The following is a 20,522-nucleotide window of genomic DNA, read 5'->3' on the forward strand; positions in this document are numbered from 1 at the left end:
AGGCTCGCGATGAGGCCGGTACAGCCAACATCGATGTCACCTGACAGGACGCCATCGCCGGCAAGCCGGCTCCCACGGGGGACCCTGTTGTTTTAGAGATTGCGTTAATTCTTCAGCCCAGCGGACCACCGCACGCTTTTGCCCATGACAGAGAGGTCAACCCATGAGCGTGCACGAACTCAAACGTCCGCCAATTGCGGACACCGGGGAATGGCGGGTCAATGCGCCCCAGGCCCTGGAACAGTTGCGCCACTGGGCGCAGGTCAATCCCTTGCAGCCGGCCTTGCGGCACAAACGGCACGGGCAATGGTTCATCTGGCGCTGGATCGACGTCTTGCGTGACGTCGAACGTTTGGCCGATGGCCTGCGTCAGCAAGGATTCGATGAGGACTCGCGCCTGGCCGTCAGCGGGGCTTTCGAACCGAACCTGTTGCTGCTGGCCCTGGCCGCCCGACAAGTGGGCGGGGAGCTGCTGGCCGTTGCGGACAACCTCGATGCACAGGCGCTGCATAACGTGTTGTGGCGCGCGCGGCCCACTCACGCTTTTGTGCAGGGACGGCAGACGCGGCAACGCTGGCTCAACCAGGGCCAGGCGCTGCTCGACTTCGACGAATTACTCGGGCCGGTGGAAACCCCGCAACGCCTGCGCCTGGGTGTGTCCGACGCAAGGTGGTGGAGCGAAGAGGGCACCGAGTGGCAGGCCGGTCTGACGGTGCTGTTCGAACAATGGCTGACCCGCGGCCACACCCTGGCCTTCCCGGAAAGCCCCGGCAGTGCCAGCCGCGACCGGCGCGAGGTGGCGCCGTCGGGCTTGCTGCTGTCCGCCGGGCGCTTGCAAGTGCTGGCCGTTGAGATCGACAGCCGTCTCGCCCCGCCAGGCACCTGGCGCCGGCGCCTCTGCGACTGGGCCATTGCCCGTCCGGAAAAGGGCCTGCAACGCCTGATCAAGCACCGCGTGCGCCGTTTGCTGGGCTTTCACAACCTGCAGGTCATCTGGCAGGCCAGCCGAAGCGCCGAGTCTCAACCCGAGCCGACCTGGCTCGCCGAATTCAAACGGGAGATCGCATGAGCTCAACCGATTCCATTCTGCAAGTCAGCGGTATTTCCCTGTCCTTCAAAGGCGTCAAGGCGATCAACGAACTGTCGTTCGACGTTCGCCGTGGCGAGATCTGCGCCTTGATCGGCCCCAACGGCGCGGGCAAGAGTTCATTGCTCAATGTGCTGAACGGCGTCTACCGCTTCAATGCCGGTTCGATTGTGTTCGAACAGCAACCGTTCAAACGCATCGACCCTTTGAGCGCCGCCCGCCGGGGCATTGGCCGTACGTTTCAGAACAACGCGCTGTTCAAGAAAATGAGCGTCATCGACAACCTGCTGACCGGCCTGTCGCGGCATCTGCGCAGCAGCTTTATCGAGCAGGCCCTGGGTTTGCCGCGAGCCCGCCATGAAGCGCAACAGTTCCGCCAGCAGGCACAAGGCGTTCTCGAGTTCCTCGAACTGCAAGCCCAGCGCGATGTGCCGGTGGGCAATCTCTCCTACGGCCTGCAAAAACGCGTGGAGCTGGGCCGTGCCTTGATTGCCGGGCCGAACCTGTTGCTGCTTGACGAGCCGATGGCCGGGATGAACGCCGAAGAAAAACAGGAAATGGCCCGGTTCATTGCCGACATCAACCGCGACCTTGGCACCACCGTGGTGTTGATCGAACACGACATGGGCGTGGTGATGGGCCTGTCCGACCATGTGGTGGTGCTCGATTACGGGCGCAAGGTCGGCGACGGCACGCCCGCCGAAGTGCAGGCCAACCCCGAAGTGATCGCGGCGTATCTGGGAGTGGTGCATTGATGACGTTTTTCTTCGAAACCCTGCTCGGCGGCTTGCTCGCCGGGACCATGTATTCGCTGGTCGCCATTGGCTTCGTGCTGATCTACAAGGCCAGCGGCGTGTTCAATTTCGCCCAGGGTGCCATGCTGCTGTTCGCCGCGCTGACCTTCGTCAGCCTGCACGATCAAGGTGTGCCGTTTGCCCTGGCCCTGCTGTTGACCGTCGTGGTGATGATCATCGGTGCGCTGCTGATCGAACGGCTGGTGCTGCGACCACTGGTCAATCGCTCGCAGATCACCCTGTTCATGGCCACGCTCGGACTGTCGTTCATCATCGAAGGCCTGGCGCAGGGCCTGATGGGCTCGCAGGTGCGGGCGCTGGATCTGGGCATCGACGACGTACCGCTGTTCATCGGCGCGATGATGGTCAGCCAGTTCGACCTGATCGCCGCCGCGGCCGCCATCGTCCTGGTGACCGTGCTGGCGCTGTTGTTCAACAAGACCCGCATCGGTATTTCGCTGCGTGCGGTGGCGGATGACACCACCGCCGCGCTGTCGATCGGCATCAACCTCAACCGCATCTGGCAGATCGTCTGGGCGGTGGCCGGGGTGGTCGGGCTGGTGGCCGGGTTGCTCTGGGGCGCGCGGCAAGGGGTGCAGTTTTCCCTGTCGCTGGTGGTGCTCAAGGCCTTGCCGGTGTTGATCATCGGCGGCTTTACCTCGATTGGCGGGGCGATTGTCGGCGGGCTGATTGTCGGTGCAGCGGAAAACCTCGCCGAGGTCTACATCGGCCCGCTGATCGGCGGCGGCATCACCCCGTGGTTCGCGTATGTCCTGGCCCTGGCCTTCCTCTACATCCGTCCCGCCGGCCTGTTCGGCGAGCGCGCCATCGAGCGAGTCTGAACCCATGTCGATTTCCCTTACCCGCGAAACCGCCCCGGCGGTACTGGTCCAGCGACGCCTGCCATTGGGTCTGATCGGCCTGCTGTTGATCGCGTTTGTCCTCGTGCCGCTGACCGGCAACGACTATTGGCTGAACGCCATTTTGATTCCGTTTCTGGTGCTGTCCCTGGCCGGACTCGGGTTGAACCTGCTCACCGGCTATACCGGGCAGACTTCCGTGGGCGCGGCCGGGTTCATGGCGGTCGGTGCCTTTGCCACTTACGGGTTTCTGTTGCGCCTGCCCGAGTTGGGTTTACCCGTGGCGTTGCTTGGTGGTGGCTTGATCAGTGCCTTGGTGGGCTTCGTCTTTGGCCTGCCGAGTTCGCGGATCAAGGGTTTCTACCTGATGGTCAGCACGCTGGCGGCGCAGTTCTTCCTGGAGTGGTTGTTCGTCAAGTTTCCCTGGTTCTACAACTACGGCTCCTCGGGAACGATTACGGCGCCAAGTCTGGCGCTGTTCGGCCATGACCTGAACACGCCGCTGGGGCGCTACCTGCTGACCCTGAGCACCGTGCTGCTGTTGACCTGGGTGGCGCTGAACCTGGTGAAAAGCCAGATCGGCCGCAACTGGATGGCCATCCGCGACATGGATACCGCCGCTGCCGTGATCGGCATTCCCGTGGCGCGCTACAAGCACCTGGCGTTCGCCGTCAGCTCGTTCTACCTCGGCATTGCCGGCGCCTTGTGGGCCTTCGCTTACCTGGGCACGGCCAGTGCCAGCAGCTTCGATATCAACCGGTCGTTCCAGATCCTGTTCATCATCATTATCGGTGGCATGGGCAGCATTGCCGGCAACTTCGTCGGCGCGGCGTTCATCAGTCTGTTGCCGATCCTGCTCAGCCACGCCGGGCAAGCCTTGCTCGGGGGCGCGGTGGACGCCGGGCAACTGCAGAACCTGCAAAAAATCATCTTCGGCGTGCTGATCATCCTGTTCCTGATCAAGGAACCGGAAGGCCTGATCCGCCTGCTAAGCAACCTTCGTGAACGGCTGAGCCATTGGCCGCTGCGCTTCTGAATCCCACCCCTAATCAGAGAGACAACATGCGTGCATCCTTGAAACGTTCCTTGATCGGCGCCGCGCTGACGCTGGCGGTTTTCGGCAGTGCAGTACCGGCGGCCATGGCCTCGCCGGACCAACAGTTCTTCCCGCTGGCCACTTACCGGGTCGGCGCCTACGCTTCCAGCGGCGTGCAGGTGTGGGCCGGGATGATCGATTACCTGAACTACATCAACGAGGTGGAAGGCGGCATCAACGGGGTAAAACTGGTCTGGCAGGAATGCGAAACCGAGTGGACGGCGGAGAAGGGCATCGAGTGCTATGAGCGCTTCAAGAAAGGTCTGGATGGCGCGCCCGTGGCGGTCTATCAGCCAAACGGCGCCCCGGCGGCCTATGCCCTGAGCGAGCGGGCGGAAGTCGACAAGATCCCGTTGATCACCCTCGGTTACGGCCGCACCGAAGCCACCGACGGCACGGTGTTCCCCTATAACTTTCCGGTGATGCTGACCTTCTACAGCGAGGCGTCGAGCCTGATCAATTACATCGCCCAGCGTGAAGGCGGGTTCGACAAACTCAAGGGCAAGAAAATCGCCACGGTCTACCACGACTCGGCCTACGGTCGCGAAACCCTCGGTCCGTTGAAGTTGCTGGCCGAGAAATATGGCTTCGAAAACATCCAGATTCCGGTGGCCGATCCGGGCAACGAGCAATCGGCGCAATGGCGGCAGATCCGTCAACTTAACCCGGACTGGGTGTTCCTGCGCACCTGGGGGGTGTCGACGCCCGTCGCCGTCAAGACCGCCGCGCGTTTCGGCTTCCCGGTGGATCACATCGTCGGCGACATCTGGGCCAGCTCCAGCGAAGACGTCTTGCCCGCCGGCGCTGCCGCCAAGGGCTATCTGGCGCTGACGCCTTACCCGGCCGGCACGGATTTCGAGATCCACAAACGCCTCAAGCAATACATTCTCGACAAGGGCAAAAGCGACCTCAAGGACCTGAAGAATTTCGGCAGCGTTTACTACAACTCCGGGCTGGTGAACGCGGCGGTGGCGGTGGAAGCGATTCGCACCGCCCAGGGCAAATTCGGCAAGCGCCCGCTCAACGGTGAAGAAGGGCGCTGGGGCCTGGAACACTTGAACATCGACGATGCGCGGCTCAAGGACATGGGCTACTTCGGCCTGATGCAGAACCTCAAGCTGTCCTGCAAGGATCACGAGGGCGGTGGTTCGGCGCGGGTCCAGCAGTGGGACGGCGCCAACTGGACGCTGATCAGCGACTGGATCGCCGCCGACCGCGCGCTGCTGCGGCCGTTGATCGACGAAAAATCCGCCGCGTTCGCCAAGGAAAAAGGCCTGACGCCACGCACCTGCACCGGAGATGAATAAGCCATGAGCCAGGCCGCCAGCGACATTGCTGCCCATGACCTGTTGCGGGTCAACGATATCGAAGTGATCTACGACGGCGCGATCCTGGCCGTGGCCGGGGTGTCGCTGACGGTGCCCAAGGGCGGCATCGTCGCTTTGCTCGGGGCCAACGGCGCGGGCAAAAGCACCACGCTCAAGGCGATTTCCGGGCTGGTGCGCGCGGAGCGGGCGCAGGTCAGCCGCGGCAACATCGAGTTTCTGGGGCGCGATACCGCGGGCGTCGACCCCAGCCTGCGGGTGCGCCAAGGGATGGTGCATGTGCTGGAGGGGCGCCACGTGTTCGCGCAGTTGACGGTCGAGGACAATCTGCGCAGCGGCGGCTTTGTCCGTGGTCTCAGCCGCCAGGACATGGCCCGGGATCTGGAGCGCATCTACACCTGGTTTCCCCGCCTGAAAACCAAGCGCAAGACCCAGGCCGGGCTGACATCCGGCGGCGAGCAGCAGATGGTCGCCATCGGCCGGGCCCTGATGACGCGTCCTACTTTGGTACTGCTCGATGAACCGTCCATGGGTTTGGCGCCTATTATCGTCCAGGAGATTTTCGAGATTGTCGCCCAGCTCAATCGCGAGGCGCAGGTGAGCTTCCTGATTGCCGAGCAAAATATTAATGTGGCGCTCAAGTACGCTTCACAGGCCTATGTTCTCGACACCGGCCGGGTGGTGTTGTCCGGCAGCGCCGAAACCCTGCGCACGCGGGACGATCTGCACGACTTCTATCTAGGCAAACATTGATCAGCGAGAACGCCATGAGCGAAACCCCAAGCGGACAGGCGACCGACGCCATCCGCCACGCAGACATCCTGATCATCGGCGGCGGCCTCAGCGGCGCGATGCTGGCGGCGCAACTGTTGCGCCTGCCCGGCAAGCGCCAGGTGCTGGTGATCGAGCCCCGCGCCGAACTCGGTCGCGGCGAGGCCTACAGCGCCGTGGAGCTGGGCCATACCCTCAATGGCAACGCGGCACGCATGAGTGTCGATCCGGACAATGCCGACGACCTGACCCAATGGCTGACCGACTACATCGGTGCCGGTGGCTGGCCGGAATCGGACGAGCAGCACGTACCCATCAGCGAACTGTTCCCGCCACGGGGGATTTTCGGCCTGTACGTGCAACAACGTCTGGCCGAGGCGCAGACGGTGGGCGCGTTGAACGGTTCAACGGTGGAGCATGTGCGGGCCGAGGTGGTGGATCTGCAAACCGATGCGGATTCGGTGCGATTGACCTTGAACGATGGGCAGCGCTTGCAGGGTGCTTTCGCGGTGCTGGCGACCGGGATGTTTGCCGCTGCGCGGACGCCGCAGACCGAATCCAGCGGCTTGAATGCGGCGGCACTCGATCCTTGGGATGTGGCGGCCATGGGTCAGCTCGATCCGTATTCGACGGTGCTGATCATCGGCTCGGGCCTGACCATGGTCGATGCCGTGGTGTCCCTGGAACAGGCCGGGCATCGCGGGCCGATCGAGGTGTTTTCCCGGCACGGCTTGCTGCCCCATGTGCGACGCCAGCCACCGGCCTGGGTCGATTTTCTGGCCGAGGACCCCAGCATTCGCACGCCACGCCAGTTGGTGCGCGAACTGCGCCGGCATTGCCGCGACGCCATCGCCCAGGGCATCGATTGGCAGGCTCCGCTGGACACGGTACGGGCACATATCGGTCGTTTGTGGAGTCAGGCAAGCGATGCACAGCGCCGGCAATTCGTGCGGCACGTGCGACCGTGGTGGGAAAGCCATCACCATCGCTCGCCGCCCTTGAGCGCCGAGCTGGTGGCGCGCTTGCACGGAGAAGGGCGGTTGCGCATTCAGGCGGCGTCGTTCAAAGGGCTTGCGCCTTCGCAGGGTGGTGAAGTGAGCATCCGCATTCGCCGCCGGGGCGAGGCTGACACTACTGTCGTCAGCGGCGCCGCGCTGATCAACTCCAGCGGCATCGAGTACGACTGGCGCCGGGTGGCTCGGCCGTTGCCGCAGCAATTGCTGGCCCGTGGATTGATCCGGCCTGGACCGTTGGCGCTGGGGATTGCCGCACAGGTGGATGGCGCGGTGCTGGACGCCGAGGGTCGGGCAGCCAGTCGGCTGTTTGCCATGGGGCCGCCGTTGCGCGGGATGTGGTGGGAAAGCACGGCCGTCACGGATGTCGCCAGCCAGGCCAAGGCCCTGGCCGCACGACTGGCCAATAACGCTGTGGCGAGCGAGCTTGCTCGCGCTTGAGTGCGTAGCGCTCACAAAATCCCGAGACCGCTACGCCGCCCCGTCCACCCTGGGCGCGGAGCGGCCCATCGTTGCTATCGGGGCGTGGTGTCGCTGAGCCAGCGCTGCTTGATCCGGGCCAGGCGCCCGTCACGGTTCATTTCATCCAGCGCCTGTTGCCAGCGCGCCACCTGGCGCGCATCGGTCTGCAGGGAAAACGCGATGTAGCTGCCTTGCCGCATCAGCGGCATCTGGTACTGCAGCCGGTCGGGTGCCAGGCCTTCTTCGCGGGCCAGGGTCGCGATGGAGAGGGTGTCGGCCACCACGAACTCGGTACGCCCCATGCGCGCCAGACGTACCATCTGCTCGGGCGTTTCGACGCCATACAGGTTGTTCAGACCCTGCTGCTGCAAGTAGCTGTAGGCCAGCCATTTGCATGGCACGGCGATGCGTCCCAGGCGTGCGGCGTCCACCAGGCTGCGAACCGGTGGCTGGGTGCTGTCGGCTGAATAGAGCGCGGTTTCGACGTCCAGCAACGGCCCCACCCACTGGTACTGGCCATCGCGCTCGGCGGTGCGCAACACGGTGAAAACGGCGGTGGCGGGTTCGCTGCTGGCCATGTGCAAGGCGCGCAGCAACGGCACCTGCTGCAACTGCACTTGATCGCCGGTGCGCTCGGCCAGGGCCTTGACCACATCGACGCCGAACCCGACCAATTCACCGTTCTGTTGGAAATGCAGGGGGGGATGGATGTCGGTGAGCAGGTTCAGACTGGCTGCGGACGCATGCACGCTCAGAACCCATAGCAGGCAACCGATAAAGCGCTTCATGAATCGTCCTTGATGAAATGAAGCGCAAATCTTAGTACGGACGTACCGCCACTGTCCCGGACAATCTGCGTGGCTTTTGCGTCAGACATCAGGATGGGTGGGGCACCCGGAAAATACCTTCAATCCTGGGCGTCGAGCATTTCCACCGGGTAGGAGAATACATAGCCTTCGCTGCGCACGGTTTTGATGTAGGTCGATTCTCGCGAGTCATCCTTCAAGCGTTGGCGCAGGCGACTCACCAGCAGGTCGATGGAGCGGTCGAACAGGTCGGCGTCGCGGCCCTGGGTCAGGTTGAGCAACTGGTCGCGGCTCAGCACCCGTTGCGGGTGATCGAGGAACACTCGCAGCAGGCGATATTCCGCGCCGCTGAGGGCCACCAGGGTGCCGTCTTCATCGAGCAGATGGCGGGCCGTGGTGTCCAGGCGCCAACGACCGAAGCCGAGCATGCGGCCGCTTTCGGTGATCAGCAGGTTGGGCGGCAACATCCGGGTGCGGCGCAGCACGGCGTTGATCCGCGCCAGCAATTCGCGGGCGGCGAAGGGTTTGGTCAGGTAGTCGTCAGCGCCCATTTCCAGGCCAAGGATGCGGTCGGTTTCGTCGTCGCGCGCGGTGAGCATCAGGATCGGCGTGGCCTTGTGCTTGCCCGAGCGCAATTCACGGCACAGGACCAGGCCGTCGTCGCCGGGGAGCATGATGTCCAGTACGATCAGGTCCACCTGATTGGCTTCCAGGAAGCTGCGCATGTGCCGGCCGTCGGCGACCACGGTAGTGCGCAGGCCGTTTTTCTTCAAGTAGTTGCCGACCAGTTCGCGGATTTCCCTGTCGTCGTCGACGATCAGGATATGGTTGACGTGGTCCATTGCTTGGGTCCTCTTTTTGGTTGCAGCCGACCTGTGTTTTGTTCTGAGTACATATCCGTTGCTGCGGTAACGGCGGCTGGCGGTTTCGACGCCTGATTCCTCTGTCCATAAAAGCAGCAAGCCGAAGCAATGGCTTCGGCTCGCGATGTTACAGAACGACCTCGGTTTGATTACGCAACGACCTGATAACACGGCACGTAGGCCGCGCCGCCGGGCAGTTTCATCCGATGCTGGGCGACGAATGCCTTGAGCAGTTGATCCAGCGGTTGCATGACGGCCGCATCGCCACGGATTTGGTACGGCCCGTGTTCTTCGATCAGGCGGATGCCCTTGTCCTTGACGTTGCCGGCGACGATGCCGGAGAACGCGCGGCGCAGGTTGGCGGCCAGTTCGTGGGGCGGCAGGTCGCGGCTCAGTTTCAGGTTGGCCATGTTTTCGTGGGTCGGGTCGAACGGACGCTGGAAGCCTTCGTCGATTTTCAACAGCCAGTTGAAGTGGAACGCGTCATTGCGCTCGCGGCGGAACTGCTTGACCGCTTTGAGGCCCTGGGTCATCTGCCGTGCGACTTCGGCCGGGTCGTCGATGATGATTTCGTAGTGCTGTTTGGCGCCATCGCCCAGGGTGGCGCCGACGAACGCGTCCAGCTGTTCCAGGTACGGCGCGGCGTGTTTCGGGCCGGTGAGGATGACCGGGAAGGGCAGGCCCTTGTTGTCCGGATGCATCAGGATGCCGAGCAGGTACAGGAACTCTTCGGCGGTGCCGGCGCCGCCCGGGAAGATGATGATGCCGTGGCCGACGCGGACAAAGGCTTCCAGGCGTTTCTCGATGTCCGGCAGGATCACCAGTTCGTTGACGATCGGGTTCGGTGCCTCGGCGGCGATGATGCCCGGTTCGGTCAAGCCCAGGTAACGACCGGCATGGATACGCTGCTTGGCGTGGGCGATGGTGGCGCCTTTCATCGGGCCCTTCATCACGCCGGGGCCGCAACCGGTGCAGACGTCGAGGTTGCGCAGGCCCAGTTCGTGGCCGACTTTCTTGGTGTACTTGTATTCTTCGGTATTGATCGAGTGACCACCCCAGCACACCACGATTTTCGGCTCGACGCCGGGGCGCAGGGTGCGGGCGTTGCGCAGCAGGTGGAAGACGTAGTCGCTGATGCCCTGGGAGGTGCTCAGGTCGATGCGTTGGCTGTCGAGTTCGTTTTCGGTGTAAACGATGTCGCGCAGGGCGCTGAACAGCATTTCCCGGGTGCTGGCGATCATTTCGCCATCGACGAAGGCGTCGGCCGGGGCGTTCAGCAATTCCAGGCGTACGCCGCGGTCTTGTTGGTGAATGCGGATTTCGAAGTCCTTGTAGGCTTCGAGAATGGTCTTGGCGTTGTCGACGTGGGCGCCGGTGTTGAGGATGGCCAGGGCGCATTGGCGGAAGATGTTGTAGGTGCTGCCGGATCCGGCTTCGCTCAGTTGCTGGACTTCCCGTTGGGACAGGGTTTCCAGGCTGCCTTTCGGGCTGACCGAGGCGTTGATTACTTGTCGTTGGGTCATTCAATGATCCTTAAAACGATGTCATCCCCACAGAAACAACGAATGACATCCGAATAGTGTGTATCCATGAAAGAAGATGGCACTGATTGCACGCTCTCGCCACGTCCCCCGTTTGACGATGAAAAGATGAAAAGGAGCTCCAGCATAGCTAAATCCCGCGCAGAGGCGATAATGCCCGCAATCTTTTTACCCGCGACTGAAGGAAACCCGACGTAATGTTCGAAATCCAGCCGATGAACGCCGAAACCTATCGGCAACAAACGCGGCGCAGTACGGTGATCATCGCTCTGATTTTCCTGGCGCTGGCCATGGCACTGTCGACCCTGGCGGTGGCGGTGTTCGGTGAGCCTGGCGGGGACAATCTTCGATTCAACATTGGCGGCGTGTTTGCTGCCGTGCTGGTGATGGCGGCGCTGATGCGCCAGGTGTTCTGGACCCGGCAATGGATGGCGCCGGCGGTCTACAGCTGGCAGCTCAAACGCAGCCTGATGAGCATCACCAACGTCATGCACCATGTCACGACGGCAGTGGAGGCGGGCGATCCGACGGCGATGAAGCTGTTGCGCTTCTATCATCTTGGGTTGAGCCAGATGCACCAACTGGACGGCAACTCCAGCGATCATGGGCAATTGAACCGGGAAATGGAACAACACGAGGCGCGGATGGCAGCGCTGGGCATCGATACCGGGCAGACGCGGCTGGATCCGCTCTGGATCGAAGCCGTGAAGCAGGCGCGGTAGGCGCTGGCGCAGCCCACCAACATTCAAGGAGCGAGGGCATGGGACATCCGTCCATTCACGACCACATCGAAAAAAACCGGCCCGGCGTCGCCCGGCTCAAGGTGCGCTCGGCTGTCACGCTGATGCTTGCGGTGTGCCTGTCGATGATGGTGATCGTGATCTGGGAGACGTGGAACTCACGTCAGTACCACTTGCACGACAAGGAAGTGGCGATGTCCAACCTTGCGCAGACGCTGGCCTCGCAAGCGCAGTCGTCGATCAAGCAAGCCGATACGCTGCTGTTTGCGTTGGTCGATCGCCTGGAAAACGAGGGCATCGCGCCTGGGCAACTGGATCGCCTGCAACGCTTGCTCAGCGCCGAGCGCAGTGAACTGAGCCAGATCCACGGCCTGTTCGTGTATGACGAAAACGGGCGCTGGATCGCCAATTCCAACGGTGCCGAAGTGGGCGGTGCCAATAACTCGGACCGTGAGTATTTCATCTACCACCGCGATCATCCTGACCGTGGGCCGCACATCGGTCCGTCGATCAAAAGCCGTTCCAGCGGCGAATGGATCATGACGGTGTCGCGCCGGGTCAATCACCCGGATGGCAGTTTTGCCGGTGTGGCACTGGCCACTCTCTACCTGAACCACTTCCTGCAACTCTACGACAGCATCGACATGGGCGATAACGGGGTCATCAACCTGATCGCCGACGATGCCCGCATCATCGTGCGTCGGCCGTTCAATGAGGCCGACATCGGCGCGAATCTGTCCAGGAGCCCGCTGTTCACCCAGCTGCTGCCCGCCGCGAGTTCCGGCACGGCGACGATCAGGTCCCTCATGGATGGCGTCGAACGGGTGGTGGGCTATCGTCGGGTCGAGGGTTATCCGCTGATCGTCTTCGTCGCCCTCGACAAGCAGGAAGTGCTGGCCAGCTGGCGCAAGCAGTCGATGCTCAGTGCCGGGATCGTCGCGGTGCTGCTGGGCTTTCTCGGCGTGCTCGGCTTTCGCCTGATCAAGCTGATGAAGCAGCAGGATCGGGTCCAGACCGAGCTGCTTGGCACCCAGGAAAAACTTCTGGAGCTCAATCGCAACCTTGAACTACTGGCGCTCGAGGACGCGTTGACCGGGCTGGCCAACCGCCGCCAGTTCGATCTGTTCATTCATTCGGAAATGGGACGTGCGCGGCGCAACGTCACGGACCTGGCGCTGCTGATGATCGATGTCGACCATTTCAAGGCCTTCAACGATCAATATGGCCATCTGGCCGGCGATGAGTGTCTGCGCAAAATCGCCGCCATCATCACCGATCACATCAAGCGCCCCAAGGATCTGGCGGCCCGGTTCGGTGGCGAAGAGTTTGCCGTGGTGTTGCCCGGCACCGATTACGTAGGGGCGTTCCTGGTGGCGGAAAAAATCCGCCACGCTGTGCTGGCGGCCGGCCTCCAGCACAGTGAAAGCCCCGAGGGCAGGGTGACCGTGAGCGTGGGTGTCTGCGGCCACGGCCCGGCATCGCAAGCGCAGACGGACGACTTGATCGGTGCCGCCGACAAGGCGCTGTACGTGGCCAAGGCCAGCGGGCGCAACATGAGCGTGATTGCCAACTGACGCTCAGACAAAGCGGTCGCTGCCTTGCACCAATCGGTTGGCCAGGTACGACTGCTTGAGTTTTTCCAGCCACCAGCCCAGCGCGCGACCGTCGTGGTCGCCGCGCCATCCGGCGTACAGGATGTTGGGTTCACGCGGATCGGCCATCTGCTTCTCAATCAGGGCGCCGCTCTTGAGCAGCGAGCCGACCCGGTGCCTGGGCAACCAACCCACGCCCAAGCCGTCGCACTGCGCGAGGATTTTCGCGCGCATGGTCGGAAGCGCCAGCACGCTCTGGCCGCTGGAAACGCCGTAAGTACTGCCCTCGGTCGCGCGCGACGAGTCGGCGACGACAATCGCCCGGTGTTGCGCCACCTGGGCGCGTGATACCGGCTCCCTGGCCTTGGCCAGCGGATGTTTTGGCGACACGGCGAACACCCACTCCATTTCGCCCAACTGCATCCAGCGCAAGGACGGGATCGCCGGCGGTTCGTTGGTGGCGCCGATGATCAGGTCCGCGCGGCCTTCACGCAGGGCTTCCCAAACCCCGCGCAGCACTTCCTGGGTGATGCGCAGCGGGACGCCGGAGCCCAGGGCATCGAACTCATGGATCACCGGCATCAATGTCTCGAATTCCAGCAGTTCATCGGTGACGATCCACAAGCGGCTCTCCCAGCCGTTGGCCACTTGCTGCACCCGTTGGGTCAGTCGCGAGACGTCCTGCATCAGCCGCGCCGCTTCGTTCACCAGCAACTCGCCGGCGGGGGTGAGTTGCAGGCGATAACGACGGCGATCGAACAGCAGCGCATCGAAGCGTTCTTCCAGTTGCCGGGCGGCGTAGGACACCGTGGACGGCGCCTTGCCCAGATGAGCGGCGGCCCGCGACAGACTGCCGGTTTCGCGGATGGCTTCGAGTAACGCCATGTCTTCGGTCGACAGCATGTTTTTCAATCCTCATTCGGGCACGCCCTATTGCAGGAGCCTGGCTGGCCAGCGAAGGCGTCCTCACCGACGCCATCATCACCAGCTCAAACCCGTTGAATCAGGGCGTTCGGCGCAATTTCCATCGCCGCAACAATCGAAGATAGACCAGCCCGTTGATCAGCAGCACAACACTGCCCAAAACGAGTTGAATGGCTGGCGTCAGGCCGGCCGGATAAATCACCGGCCAAACGTAATGTTCGATGAATCCACCGCCATAGCCGGCGTCCCCGGCTGCCTGGCGCAGGTGATTTTCCCAGTCGGTCAGCGGGCAGGGCAGGTGGAAGAACTCCACCGCCATACCCCACAGCGCGGCTGGCGGATGCCACCAGATCAGGTGGCGCCATTTGAGCACCAGCAACCCGCCGAACAACACAAACACGATGAACAGCAAGTGAAACACCATCAGCCCGTCGGCGGCGATTCGGTACAGCATGTCGGTGCCCCTGAAGGCTGAACGAATCGCTCCATGGTACTCGGGCCGTTGGCGGGGGTTCTATCGATTGTCGCGCTCCAATGCGCTGAGCACGCCTTTCAAGCGTTCGGTCATCGATTCGCTGCTGCGTTGCATCGGTGCACGCAGTTCATCACCGATCAAGCCTTGCAGGGCCAGGGCGGTTTTCACCGGGGCCGGGTTGGGCTCCAGGAACAGGCTGTTGATCAGCGGCAGCAAACGGAAAAATGTGGCGCGGCCATCCGCCAGCCTGTTGTCGCGGATCTGCTGGTACAACTGCACGAACAGTTCGGGATGGACATGCGCCGACGCGGCAATCGCGCCTTTGGCGCCCAGGCACAGGGCGTTGAAGATCTGGTTGTCTTCACCGCACAGCACATCGACCTGGCCGCTGTTGAGCAAGGCGAGGGTGTTCGAGAAGTTACCGCCGCAATCCTTGATGGCGACGATGCGTTCATGGGCCACGATGTTCAGCAGGGTCGCCTGCTCGAAGGCCACGCCGGTACGGTAAGGAATGTCGTAGAGAATCAGTGGCACGCTGGAAGCATCGGCCACGGTCTGGAAAAACGCTTCGAGGCCAGCCTGGGACGGGCGGATGTAATACGGCGGCGGCACCAGCAAACCTGCCACCGGACGCTTCAGAATCTCGCGCTGGAACTGCAGCAACTCGCTCAGGTTGTTGCCGGCCAGGCCCATGACGATGCGATCGGCCGGCACGAGCTCGAGTACGGCATCGAGTACCGCCAGTTGCTCCTGTTTGCTCATGGCCGCCGGTTCGCCGGTGGTGCCACAGACAACCAGGCCGTCGACGCCCTTTTCCAGCAGATGGCTGACCAGCCGGCGCAAGCCGACGAAATCGATGGCACCGTTGTGGAACGGCGTGACCAGTGGAACCCAGATACCTTGAAACGATGACATACGCTGACTCCTGAAGGTTTGACCGATTTCGTCACCGTCAGAAGCGTAGAAGGAAGCAAGCAAGGGGAGGGTGGTCCGTCGCGCTCAATGTCCTGTCAGCTCATCTGACGGGACAGCGCGCCCCGGTCACATGAGCGACTGTTTCTTCGATTTGAGGGCGTGCGCAACGCAACCTTGCGCCTTGGCATTCAAGCCAATGACGTCAATGTTGAGGTTGAAGGTTGCGGACATGTTTGCTTACACCCTGAATGAGGTGCCCAGTTTTAAAAGGCGGCGCCGGGTTTGTCAATCACGAAAATCTGCGAACGCCGCGCGCATGCGCCCGTTGCGCTTGGCCTGATAGAGCAACTTGTCCACCTGTTCGACGAACGCCAGTGCCGTGGTGTGCGGCGTGGCTTGGGTGGTACCGACCCCCAGGCTCAGGCTGAGCAAAGGCGATACCGCGGAAAACTCGTGGGGAATCTGCTGCTGGCGAATCAGGTGCAGGCACTTGTTGGCCACCAATCGGGCGGATTCGGCGTCGGTTTCCGGCAGCAGCCAGACGAACTCTTCGCCGCCGATCCGGGCGATGAAATCCCGTGGTCGATTCGCCGCCAGCGACAACGTGCGCGCCACACGGCGCAGGCATTCGTCACCCTTGATGTGGCCGTAATGGTCGTTGTACTGCTTGAAATAATCGATATCCAGCACGATCACCGACAGCGGCGCGCCGCTGCGCTGGGCGCTGGTCCATTCCCGTTCCAGCACAGTGTCGAACATGCGCCGGTTGGCAATGCCCGTCAGGCCGTCCTGGAAAGAATATTCCTCGAGCTGTTTCTGCAGGCGAATCAGGTGCTCTTCGGTTTTCTTGCGCTCGCTGATGTCGAACATGAAGCCGACCAGCGCTTCGACCTCGCCGTCCTTGCGCACCACGTGCACCACATCGCGAATCCACACGTATTCACCGTTGCGGGTCAGTGCGCGGTAATCCGCCTCGTGATCGACGCCGGCACGGGATTGCGAGACGCAGAACTCCACCACGTAGTCGCGATCGTCCGGGTGCATGCGTTCGATCCAGTCGTTGACCCCGACCCAACTGTCCTGCGCCCAACCCAGCAGGCTCTCGATCTGCGGTCCGATGTAGCTGAAGGTCATGGTCTTCCAGTCGATTCGCCACGGGATCGCCTTGGTCGACTCAAGCAGGGTTTTATAGACGTCGCTGTCGGTTTCGACTGAATGCATGAACGGCCGCACCTTGAGGGGAAAAATGCAGCGCCATCATGTTGCTACTACTGAGCCGGCGCAAGCAGGCAGCCGATGAATGGCAATGTGCGCAAGATCGTTCAAGCCAACGGCGGCCAGTGCTGGCACAGTTTGTCGTCTTTCACTGGTTGTCGAGCGTTATGTCCAACTCACTCATGCCGCGCAGTGCGTTTCTTCGCGGCGCTGCGGCGATCATGCCGTTGTCCCTGGCCACCGCTCCCTGGGGGTTGCTGGCCGGTTCCATGGCCATCGAAGCCAATCTCACCCCTCTGCAAGGCCAGGGCCTGTCGAGCATCGTGTTTGCCGGCGCCGCGCAACTGGTGGCCATCGGCATGCTCAAGGGCGGTGCCGGGATCTTTTCGATTCTGCTCACCACTTTGTTACTGACCTCCCAGCATCTGCTCTACGGGATGAGCCTGCGTTCGGTGATTTCGCCGTTGCCGGGGCGCTGGCGGGCAGGATTGGGCTTTCTGCTCACTGACGAGTTGTTCGCCCTGACCAGTCAGTACGACAAGCAACAATTCAACCGCTGGTACGCCCTGGGGGTCGGCTTGACGTTCTACGTCGCCTGGAACCTCTTCACCCTGCTGGGCATCGTGCTCGGCAGCAGCATTCCGGGCCTGGAGCACCTGGGGCTGGATTTCTCCATCGCCGCCACCTTCATCGCCCTGATCACCCCGGTGGTGCGCAATGTGCCGACCGTGGTGTGCGTCGCGGTGTCGCTGTTCTGTTCGGTGCTGTTCAGCTACTGGCAATGGGGCTCGGCGCTGGTGTTGTCGGGGTTGGCGGGCATGAGCGCCGGTTTTATCTGCAATAAATTCCAGGGTGAACGCACATGATGGTCTGGGCAGTGATTATCGGGATGGGCGTGTTGGTGTTTCTCAACCGCTACGTGTTTCTGGAACCGCGGCTGCCAGTGCGCTTGAGCAGCAATGCCCGACAGTTCCTGGGCTTTGCCGTGCCGGGCATGTTGACCGCCATCTGCGGGCCGATTGTGTTCATGCCGGAAAAGCAGCTGAATCTGCATTGGGACAACCCGTACCTGATCAGCTCGCTGGTGGCCGTCGGCCTGGTGCTCTACACCCGCAATACCTTGCTCAGCATGCTGTTGAGTATGGGCTTCTTCTTTCTGCTGCGAGGGTGGCTGTGAGCCGGGCACCGGAAATTGTTCTACGCTTAAAGTTGATGACCGATCCCTTCAGGAAGAGAGGTGAACATGGCAACTGACCCAAAGCGTCCGGACCTGGACGACGACACGGATGAACCGACGGAAGAAGAGCTCGAGCAGCAGAAGCACGCTGAGCAGACATGGAAACATGACGACAGCCGGGAACTGTCGGAGCGCGACATGGAGCGTCCATTGAAGCCCTGACCGGGCTGCGTACAAATAAGCCCCCACTGTAGGAGCGAGCCTGCTCCGGGCGGCGTTCCGACGTGGACGCAAGAACTCCGCGTTTAGTCAGTGAACACGCGCTATGGTTAACGACCATCGCGAGCAGGCTCGCTCCTACAAGTGGAGCACGTTCATTCAACTGAACCCCATTGCGCCATTGAACGGGGCTTTTCAATTCTTCAGGTGTGGATCAGGCGTCGTCCAACAGAAACTCGGGATGAGCGGCCCGATACCCCAGGGTTTTGTCGAGCCAGGCGTTCAACTCATTGACCATCACCGGCGGTTTGCCCGGATATCTTTCGAGGGTTGAACTCAGTAAGTGATTGATATTGTGGACTGTTCGCAGGTTCCGGGTCTTTATGTATTGCCCGATAAAACAGTCGAGTTGGTAGTGTTCTGTCGGCGAAAGATAAATGCACGCCAGACCCACGACTTGATTCATTGAAAAATCGTCGCGCAATTTAGTTCTCTGCAAGGCTTGTTTTCAGGGATTTCCTTAGTTGTTGACTCTTTGGTCAACTGGGTGATGCAACTGGAAATGCGGCGCGCATGCTATCGGTAGTTTTTATAAATGTATGCACGATCAATGCATTGTCGGACAAGCGGTTAATTCACCGAACTCATGGATATATATAAGTGTTAATTGATTGAAACAGTCGGCATGACGAAGTTGGTGATGTCTTGTATAAACAATTGTTGGTTATGCCAATGTTCCTGTCGTTATTGACATATTCAAGTTATTTCATCAATCAATGTGGCCGCCTGGTTTCTGACGTTGCCAACCGCTTTGGCGACCTTGTGCCATTGGAACGCGTCACTGCCTTCACCCTGCAAAAGTACCATCTGTTCGGCACGATCCTTCGGGGTGGCCGGGTCCAGCCATTCCCGCGCCAGCTCGGCTGACAGCACGACGGGGCGGCGGTCGTGTATGTCCAGCAAACCGCCAGCGCTGTCGGCGGTGATAATGACAAACCCGTCATCGTCTCGCGGCGCGGCGCCGCCAAGGGGGAACTGCCCGATCGCCGCACAGTAGATCGGCCCCCGGTCGCGTCGTCGGATCAGCCAGGGTTGGCGGGTGCCGTCTCCGGCGTCGACCCATTCGAACCAGTTATCGATGGGGCAGATCGCCCGGTGCGGCCAGATCGCCCGGAAAAACGGGCCATGGGCGACTTTCTCGACCCGCGCATTGATCGGTGCCGCACGATCCTTTGCCCAGTGCGGGCGCCAGCCCCATCGCTGCCGATCGGCGTGCAGGCCGTCGCTTTCCAGATGCAGCAGCGCAAGCTGCGTGGTCGGCGCGGCGTTGTAGCGCGCCAAGGGTTCATCGCCAACGTGATTGATCAGTGCGTCGGGAATGCTCAGCACGGCAACGAAATCGTGAATGCCTCGATACTGCGACAGTCTTCCGCACATTGAATGAACCCTCCGTTGGGAGTTTTCAGCATAGATGCTCGAATCATTTCAGAGCACCCAACTCCGCAGGTCCGGCTTGCCGTGAAGCTGTAGACCAGGCAAGGCGGCGACCGTTTCAGCATTCTTTATCCATTAGCCCTGGAAGGCGGGCAGCGCCGGAACCAAACTCTGTGTACCCTGATCCAACCTCGGCCCGCAGCGACCTGCGGGCTGGCGAAGGATGAACGGGCGAAGGACTTTGCCGTTTGACGTGGTGACCGAAACGGTCTGGCCCAAGGCAGAACATGAAACAGTTGGTCAAGGTTTTATCGGCGATCGCCATGGCAGCCAGTCTGCTGGGTTGCATCGCCGCCCCTATCGAAATGACACCGCAGACTGAACAACGTCTACGCACTCAACCCCCCATCCGCTTTCTGCTGACCTTCGATGACGGTCCCAGCGCGTCGAGTTTCTGGAACCCGACTGAAACCGTGCTCGATAGCCTGGCGCGCAATGGGTTGCAGCCGGACATCAAGGCCGTGTTCTTTGTGCAGACCCGCGCCTCACGGGCCGGCGGCAGTGACATCGGGCGCGCGGTCATGCACCACGAGCGCGATGCCGGGCACATTCTGGGCTTTCACACCGCCACGCCTTCGCACACCAACCATCGCTCCCTCGACCCGCAAGAGCTGGAGCAGGCTCTGACCAATGGCAGCGCCGACATCGCCGCGATCACCGGCGCGTCCCCGACGCTGCTGCGCCCGCCATTCTGGAACTACGACAAGCGCACCTTCGCCGCGTATCAGCAGCACGGCATGCATGTGTTGCTCACCGATTTGAGTGCCAACGACGGCAAGATCTGGGGCTTTAACGCCAGCCCCCGCCGGCGCGCCCATTTCCTGCGCTCGATGTCCGAAGTACGCGAGCGCATCGCCCGGGGCGAGCTGCCGGTGGTGGATGGGGTGATTCCGGTGGTGGTGACGTTCCACGATCTCAATCGCTATACCGCGCGGCACACCCGCGAGTACCTGCAAATCCTGCTCGACAGCGCCCAGGCGACAGGGGTGAGAACCGCCGAACAGCCGTTCTACGACGATACGGCCGCGCTGCAGCGGGCGGCGATGGCGCGTACCGTGCGCGACAGTTCGCAGCCGGTTGAGTTGCCTGGATTCTGGAACTGGATCTGGGGCGGAAATTCCCATTGAAAAAATGCTCGAAATTGCGAGCCAGC

At 61.8% G+C, this 20,522-nt stretch carries 22 protein-coding genes; 13 read left to right on the plus strand and 9 right to left on the minus strand.

From position 1 onward, the window contains the following. The first annotated feature begins 163 nt into the window (after positions 1-163). Genes ACGJAX_RS16710 through ACGJAX_RS16740 form a run of 7 tightly spaced genes read left to right on the plus strand, consistent with a single transcriptional unit; the run spans position 164 to position 7,387 of the window. Positions 164-1,069, plus strand: coding sequence for an AMP-binding protein (locus ACGJAX_RS16710; protein WP_390955423.1), 906 nt, complete (start codon positions 164-166; stop codon positions 1,067-1,069). After that, positions 1,066-1,842 carry an ATP-binding cassette domain-containing protein gene (locus ACGJAX_RS16715; protein ID WP_390955424.1) on the plus strand — a complete coding sequence of 259 codons (777 nt, stop codon included), beginning with the start codon at positions 1,066-1,068 and terminating at the stop codon, positions 1,840-1,842. Before ACGJAX_RS16710 ends, ACGJAX_RS16715 begins: the two co-directional genes overlap by 4 nt. After that, complete coding sequence (locus ACGJAX_RS16720) at positions 1,842-2,723, plus strand: branched-chain amino acid ABC transporter permease (RefSeq protein WP_247254338.1); 882 nt, start codon at positions 1,842-1,844, stop codon at positions 2,721-2,723. The genes ACGJAX_RS16715 and ACGJAX_RS16720 overlap by 1 nt, the downstream gene beginning before the upstream one ends. A gap of 4 nt (positions 2,724-2,727) precedes the next feature. Next, positions 2,728-3,777, plus strand: a complete 1,050-nt coding sequence (locus ACGJAX_RS16725; protein WP_390955425.1) for a branched-chain amino acid ABC transporter permease — start codon at positions 2,728-2,730, stop codon at positions 3,775-3,777. A 26-nt stretch (positions 3,778-3,803) separates the two neighbouring features. Continuing rightward, a complete protein-coding gene (locus tag ACGJAX_RS16730; RefSeq protein ID WP_130205382.1) occupies positions 3,804-5,144 on the plus strand; it encodes an ABC transporter substrate-binding protein in 1,341 nt (446 codons plus the stop codon). A 3-nt stretch (positions 5,145-5,147) separates the two neighbouring features. Next, positions 5,148-5,915, plus strand: coding sequence for an ABC transporter ATP-binding protein (locus tag ACGJAX_RS16735; protein WP_248914175.1), 768 nt, complete (start codon positions 5,148-5,150; stop codon positions 5,913-5,915). A 14-nt stretch (positions 5,916-5,929) separates the two neighbouring features. Then, entirely contained in the window at positions 5,930-7,387 is a 1,458-nt protein-coding gene (locus ACGJAX_RS16740) for an FAD/NAD(P)-binding protein (protein WP_390955426.1), read from the plus strand. Positions 7,388-7,461: 74 nt separating this feature from the next. Here the strand turns inward: ACGJAX_RS16740 and ACGJAX_RS16745 are convergent, their stop codons facing one another. The 3 genes from ACGJAX_RS16745 to ppnN form a co-directional block, all read right to left on the minus strand. Beyond that, positions 7,462-8,196, minus strand: coding sequence for a transporter substrate-binding domain-containing protein (locus tag ACGJAX_RS16745; RefSeq protein ID WP_390955427.1), 735 nt, complete (start codon positions 8,194-8,196; stop codon positions 7,462-7,464). A gap of 119 nt (positions 8,197-8,315) precedes the next feature. Continuing rightward, complete coding sequence (locus ACGJAX_RS16750) at positions 8,316-9,056, minus strand: response regulator (protein ID WP_090319493.1); 741 nt, start codon at positions 9,054-9,056, stop codon at positions 8,316-8,318. Between the two features lie 170 nt (positions 9,057-9,226). Beyond that, positions 9,227-10,600 carry a nucleotide 5'-monophosphate nucleosidase PpnN gene (gene ppnN / locus ACGJAX_RS16755; protein ID WP_090319497.1) on the minus strand — a complete coding sequence of 458 codons (1,374 nt, stop codon included), beginning with the start codon at positions 10,598-10,600 and terminating at the stop codon, positions 9,227-9,229. Between the two features lie 215 nt (positions 10,601-10,815). Here ppnN and ACGJAX_RS16760 point away from each other — a divergent pair, with 215 nt between their 5' ends. Both ACGJAX_RS16760 and ACGJAX_RS16765 read left to right on the plus strand, forming a co-directional pair. Then, positions 10,816-11,340 (plus strand): DUF3087 domain-containing protein, encoded by a 525-nt coding sequence (locus ACGJAX_RS16760; RefSeq protein ID WP_247254344.1) that lies wholly within the window; start codon positions 10,816-10,818, stop codon positions 11,338-11,340. Between the two features lie 38 nt (positions 11,341-11,378). Further along, entirely contained in the window at positions 11,379-12,932 is a 1,554-nt protein-coding gene (locus ACGJAX_RS16765; protein WP_390955428.1) for a diguanylate cyclase, read from the plus strand. Positions 12,933-12,935: 3 nt separating this feature from the next. On the opposite strand, the gene ACGJAX_RS16770 is transcribed toward ACGJAX_RS16765, so the two are convergent. The 4 genes from ACGJAX_RS16770 to ACGJAX_RS16785 all read right to left on the minus strand — a co-directional run bounded on the left by ACGJAX_RS16770 (position 12,936) and on the right by ACGJAX_RS16785 (position 16,485). Continuing rightward, entirely contained in the window at positions 12,936-13,853 is a 918-nt protein-coding gene (locus ACGJAX_RS16770) for a LysR family transcriptional regulator (RefSeq protein WP_247254346.1), read from the minus strand. A gap of 100 nt (positions 13,854-13,953) precedes the next feature. Beyond that, complete coding sequence (locus ACGJAX_RS16775; protein WP_390955429.1) at positions 13,954-14,328, minus strand: DUF2784 family protein; 375 nt, start codon at positions 14,326-14,328, stop codon at positions 13,954-13,956. 60 nt (positions 14,329-14,388) lie between these two features. Beyond that, entirely contained in the window at positions 14,389-15,264 is an 876-nt protein-coding gene (dapA, locus tag ACGJAX_RS16780) for a 4-hydroxy-tetrahydrodipicolinate synthase (protein WP_390955430.1), read from the minus strand. A gap of 285 nt (positions 15,265-15,549) precedes the next feature. After that, entirely contained in the window at positions 15,550-16,485 is a 936-nt protein-coding gene (locus ACGJAX_RS16785; RefSeq protein WP_390955431.1) for a diguanylate cyclase domain-containing protein, read from the minus strand. A 161-nt stretch (positions 16,486-16,646) separates the two neighbouring features. Here ACGJAX_RS16785 and ACGJAX_RS16790 point away from each other — a divergent pair, with 161 nt between their 5' ends. From ACGJAX_RS16790 to ACGJAX_RS16800, 3 genes are all read left to right on the plus strand, one after another. Beyond that, a complete protein-coding gene (locus tag ACGJAX_RS16790) occupies positions 16,647-17,345 on the plus strand; it encodes an AzlC family ABC transporter permease (RefSeq protein ID WP_090319521.1) in 699 nt (232 codons plus the stop codon). Then, a complete protein-coding gene (locus ACGJAX_RS16795; protein ID WP_162842384.1) occupies positions 17,345-17,656 on the plus strand; it encodes an AzlD domain-containing protein in 312 nt (103 codons plus the stop codon). The genes ACGJAX_RS16790 and ACGJAX_RS16795 overlap by 1 nt, the downstream gene beginning before the upstream one ends. 66 nt (positions 17,657-17,722) lie before the next feature. Continuing rightward, positions 17,723-17,878 (plus strand): hypothetical protein, encoded by a 156-nt coding sequence (locus tag ACGJAX_RS16800; RefSeq protein ID WP_162842367.1) that lies wholly within the window; start codon positions 17,723-17,725, stop codon positions 17,876-17,878. Positions 17,879-18,089: 211 nt separating this feature from the next. Here the strand turns inward: ACGJAX_RS16800 and ACGJAX_RS16805 are convergent, their stop codons facing one another. Together ACGJAX_RS16805 and ACGJAX_RS16810 are read right to left on the minus strand one after the other, a co-directional pair. Next, the gene (locus ACGJAX_RS16805; protein ID WP_390955432.1) at positions 18,090-18,359 is read right to left on the minus strand and encodes a hypothetical protein; all 270 of its coding nucleotides are present in this window, start codon (positions 18,357-18,359) and stop codon (positions 18,090-18,092) included. Positions 18,360-18,631: 272 nt separating this feature from the next. Beyond that, a complete protein-coding gene (locus ACGJAX_RS16810) occupies positions 18,632-19,312 on the minus strand; it encodes an SOS response-associated peptidase family protein (protein WP_390955433.1) in 681 nt (226 codons plus the stop codon). A gap of 284 nt (positions 19,313-19,596) precedes the next feature. Here ACGJAX_RS16810 and ACGJAX_RS16815 point away from each other — a divergent pair, with 284 nt between their 5' ends. Beyond that, the gene (locus ACGJAX_RS16815; RefSeq protein WP_390955434.1) at positions 19,597-20,496 is read left to right on the plus strand and encodes a polysaccharide deacetylase family protein; all 900 of its coding nucleotides are present in this window, start codon (positions 19,597-19,599) and stop codon (positions 20,494-20,496) included. Positions 20,497-20,522 lie beyond the last annotated feature (26 nt).

Source organism: Pseudomonas moorei, from assembly GCF_042846945.1.
In the GTDB taxonomy this organism is placed as follows: domain Bacteria; phylum Pseudomonadota; class Gammaproteobacteria; order Pseudomonadales; family Pseudomonadaceae; genus Aquipseudomonas; species Aquipseudomonas moorei.

Bases quoted from the DNA above. Each gene is read 5' to 3' on its own strand.
- ACGJAX_RS16785 (WP_390955431.1), bottom strand. From the start codon at position 16,485: ATGCATTCAGTCGAAACCGACAGCGACGTCTATAAAACCCTGCTTGAG.
- ACGJAX_RS16790 (WP_090319521.1), top strand. From the start codon at position 16,647: ATGTCCAACTCACTCATGCCGCGCAGTGCGTTTCTTCGCGGCGCTGCG.
- ACGJAX_RS16710 (WP_390955423.1), top strand. From the start codon at position 164: ATGAGCGTGCACGAACTCAAACGTCCGCCAATTGCGGACACCGGGGAA.
- ACGJAX_RS16810 (WP_390955433.1), bottom strand. From the start codon at position 19,312: ATGTGCGGAAGACTGTCGCAGTATCGAGGCATTCACGATTTCGTTGCC.
- ACGJAX_RS16740 (WP_390955426.1), top strand. From the start codon at position 5,930: ATGAGCGAAACCCCAAGCGGACAGGCGACCGACGCCATCCGCCACGCA.
- ACGJAX_RS16795 (WP_162842384.1), top strand. From the start codon at position 17,345: ATGGTCTGGGCAGTGATTATCGGGATGGGCGTGTTGGTGTTTCTCAAC.
- ACGJAX_RS16745 (WP_390955427.1), bottom strand. From the start codon at position 8,196: ATGAAGCGCTTTATCGGTTGCCTGCTATGGGTTCTGAGCGTGCATGCG.
- ACGJAX_RS16735 (WP_248914175.1), top strand. From the start codon at position 5,148: ATGAGCCAGGCCGCCAGCGACATTGCTGCCCATGACCTGTTGCGGGTC.
- ACGJAX_RS16725 (WP_390955425.1), top strand. From the start codon at position 2,728: ATGTCGATTTCCCTTACCCGCGAAACCGCCCCGGCGGTACTGGTCCAG.
- ACGJAX_RS16750 (WP_090319493.1), bottom strand. From the start codon at position 9,056: ATGGACCACGTCAACCATATCCTGATCGTCGACGACGACAGGGAAATC.
- ACGJAX_RS16775 (WP_390955429.1), bottom strand. From the start codon at position 14,328: ATGCTGTACCGAATCGCCGCCGACGGGCTGATGGTGTTTCACTTGCTG.
- ACGJAX_RS16760 (WP_247254344.1), top strand. From the start codon at position 10,816: ATGTTCGAAATCCAGCCGATGAACGCCGAAACCTATCGGCAACAAACG.
- ACGJAX_RS16730 (WP_130205382.1), top strand. From the start codon at position 3,804: ATGCGTGCATCCTTGAAACGTTCCTTGATCGGCGCCGCGCTGACGCTG.
- ACGJAX_RS16765 (WP_390955428.1), top strand. From the start codon at position 11,379: ATGGGACATCCGTCCATTCACGACCACATCGAAAAAAACCGGCCCGGC.
- ACGJAX_RS16800 (WP_162842367.1), top strand. From the start codon at position 17,723: ATGGCAACTGACCCAAAGCGTCCGGACCTGGACGACGACACGGATGAA.
- ACGJAX_RS16715 (WP_390955424.1), top strand. From the start codon at position 1,066: ATGAGCTCAACCGATTCCATTCTGCAAGTCAGCGGTATTTCCCTGTCC.
- dapA (WP_390955430.1), bottom strand. From the start codon at position 15,264: ATGTCATCGTTTCAAGGTATCTGGGTTCCACTGGTCACGCCGTTCCAC.
- ppnN (WP_090319497.1), bottom strand. From the start codon at position 10,600: ATGACCCAACGACAAGTAATCAACGCCTCGGTCAGCCCGAAAGGCAGC.
- ACGJAX_RS16770 (WP_247254346.1), bottom strand. From the start codon at position 13,853: ATGCTGTCGACCGAAGACATGGCGTTACTCGAAGCCATCCGCGAAACC.
- ACGJAX_RS16815 (WP_390955434.1), top strand. From the start codon at position 19,597: ATGAAACAGTTGGTCAAGGTTTTATCGGCGATCGCCATGGCAGCCAGT.
- ACGJAX_RS16720 (WP_247254338.1), top strand. From the start codon at position 1,842: ATGACGTTTTTCTTCGAAACCCTGCTCGGCGGCTTGCTCGCCGGGACC.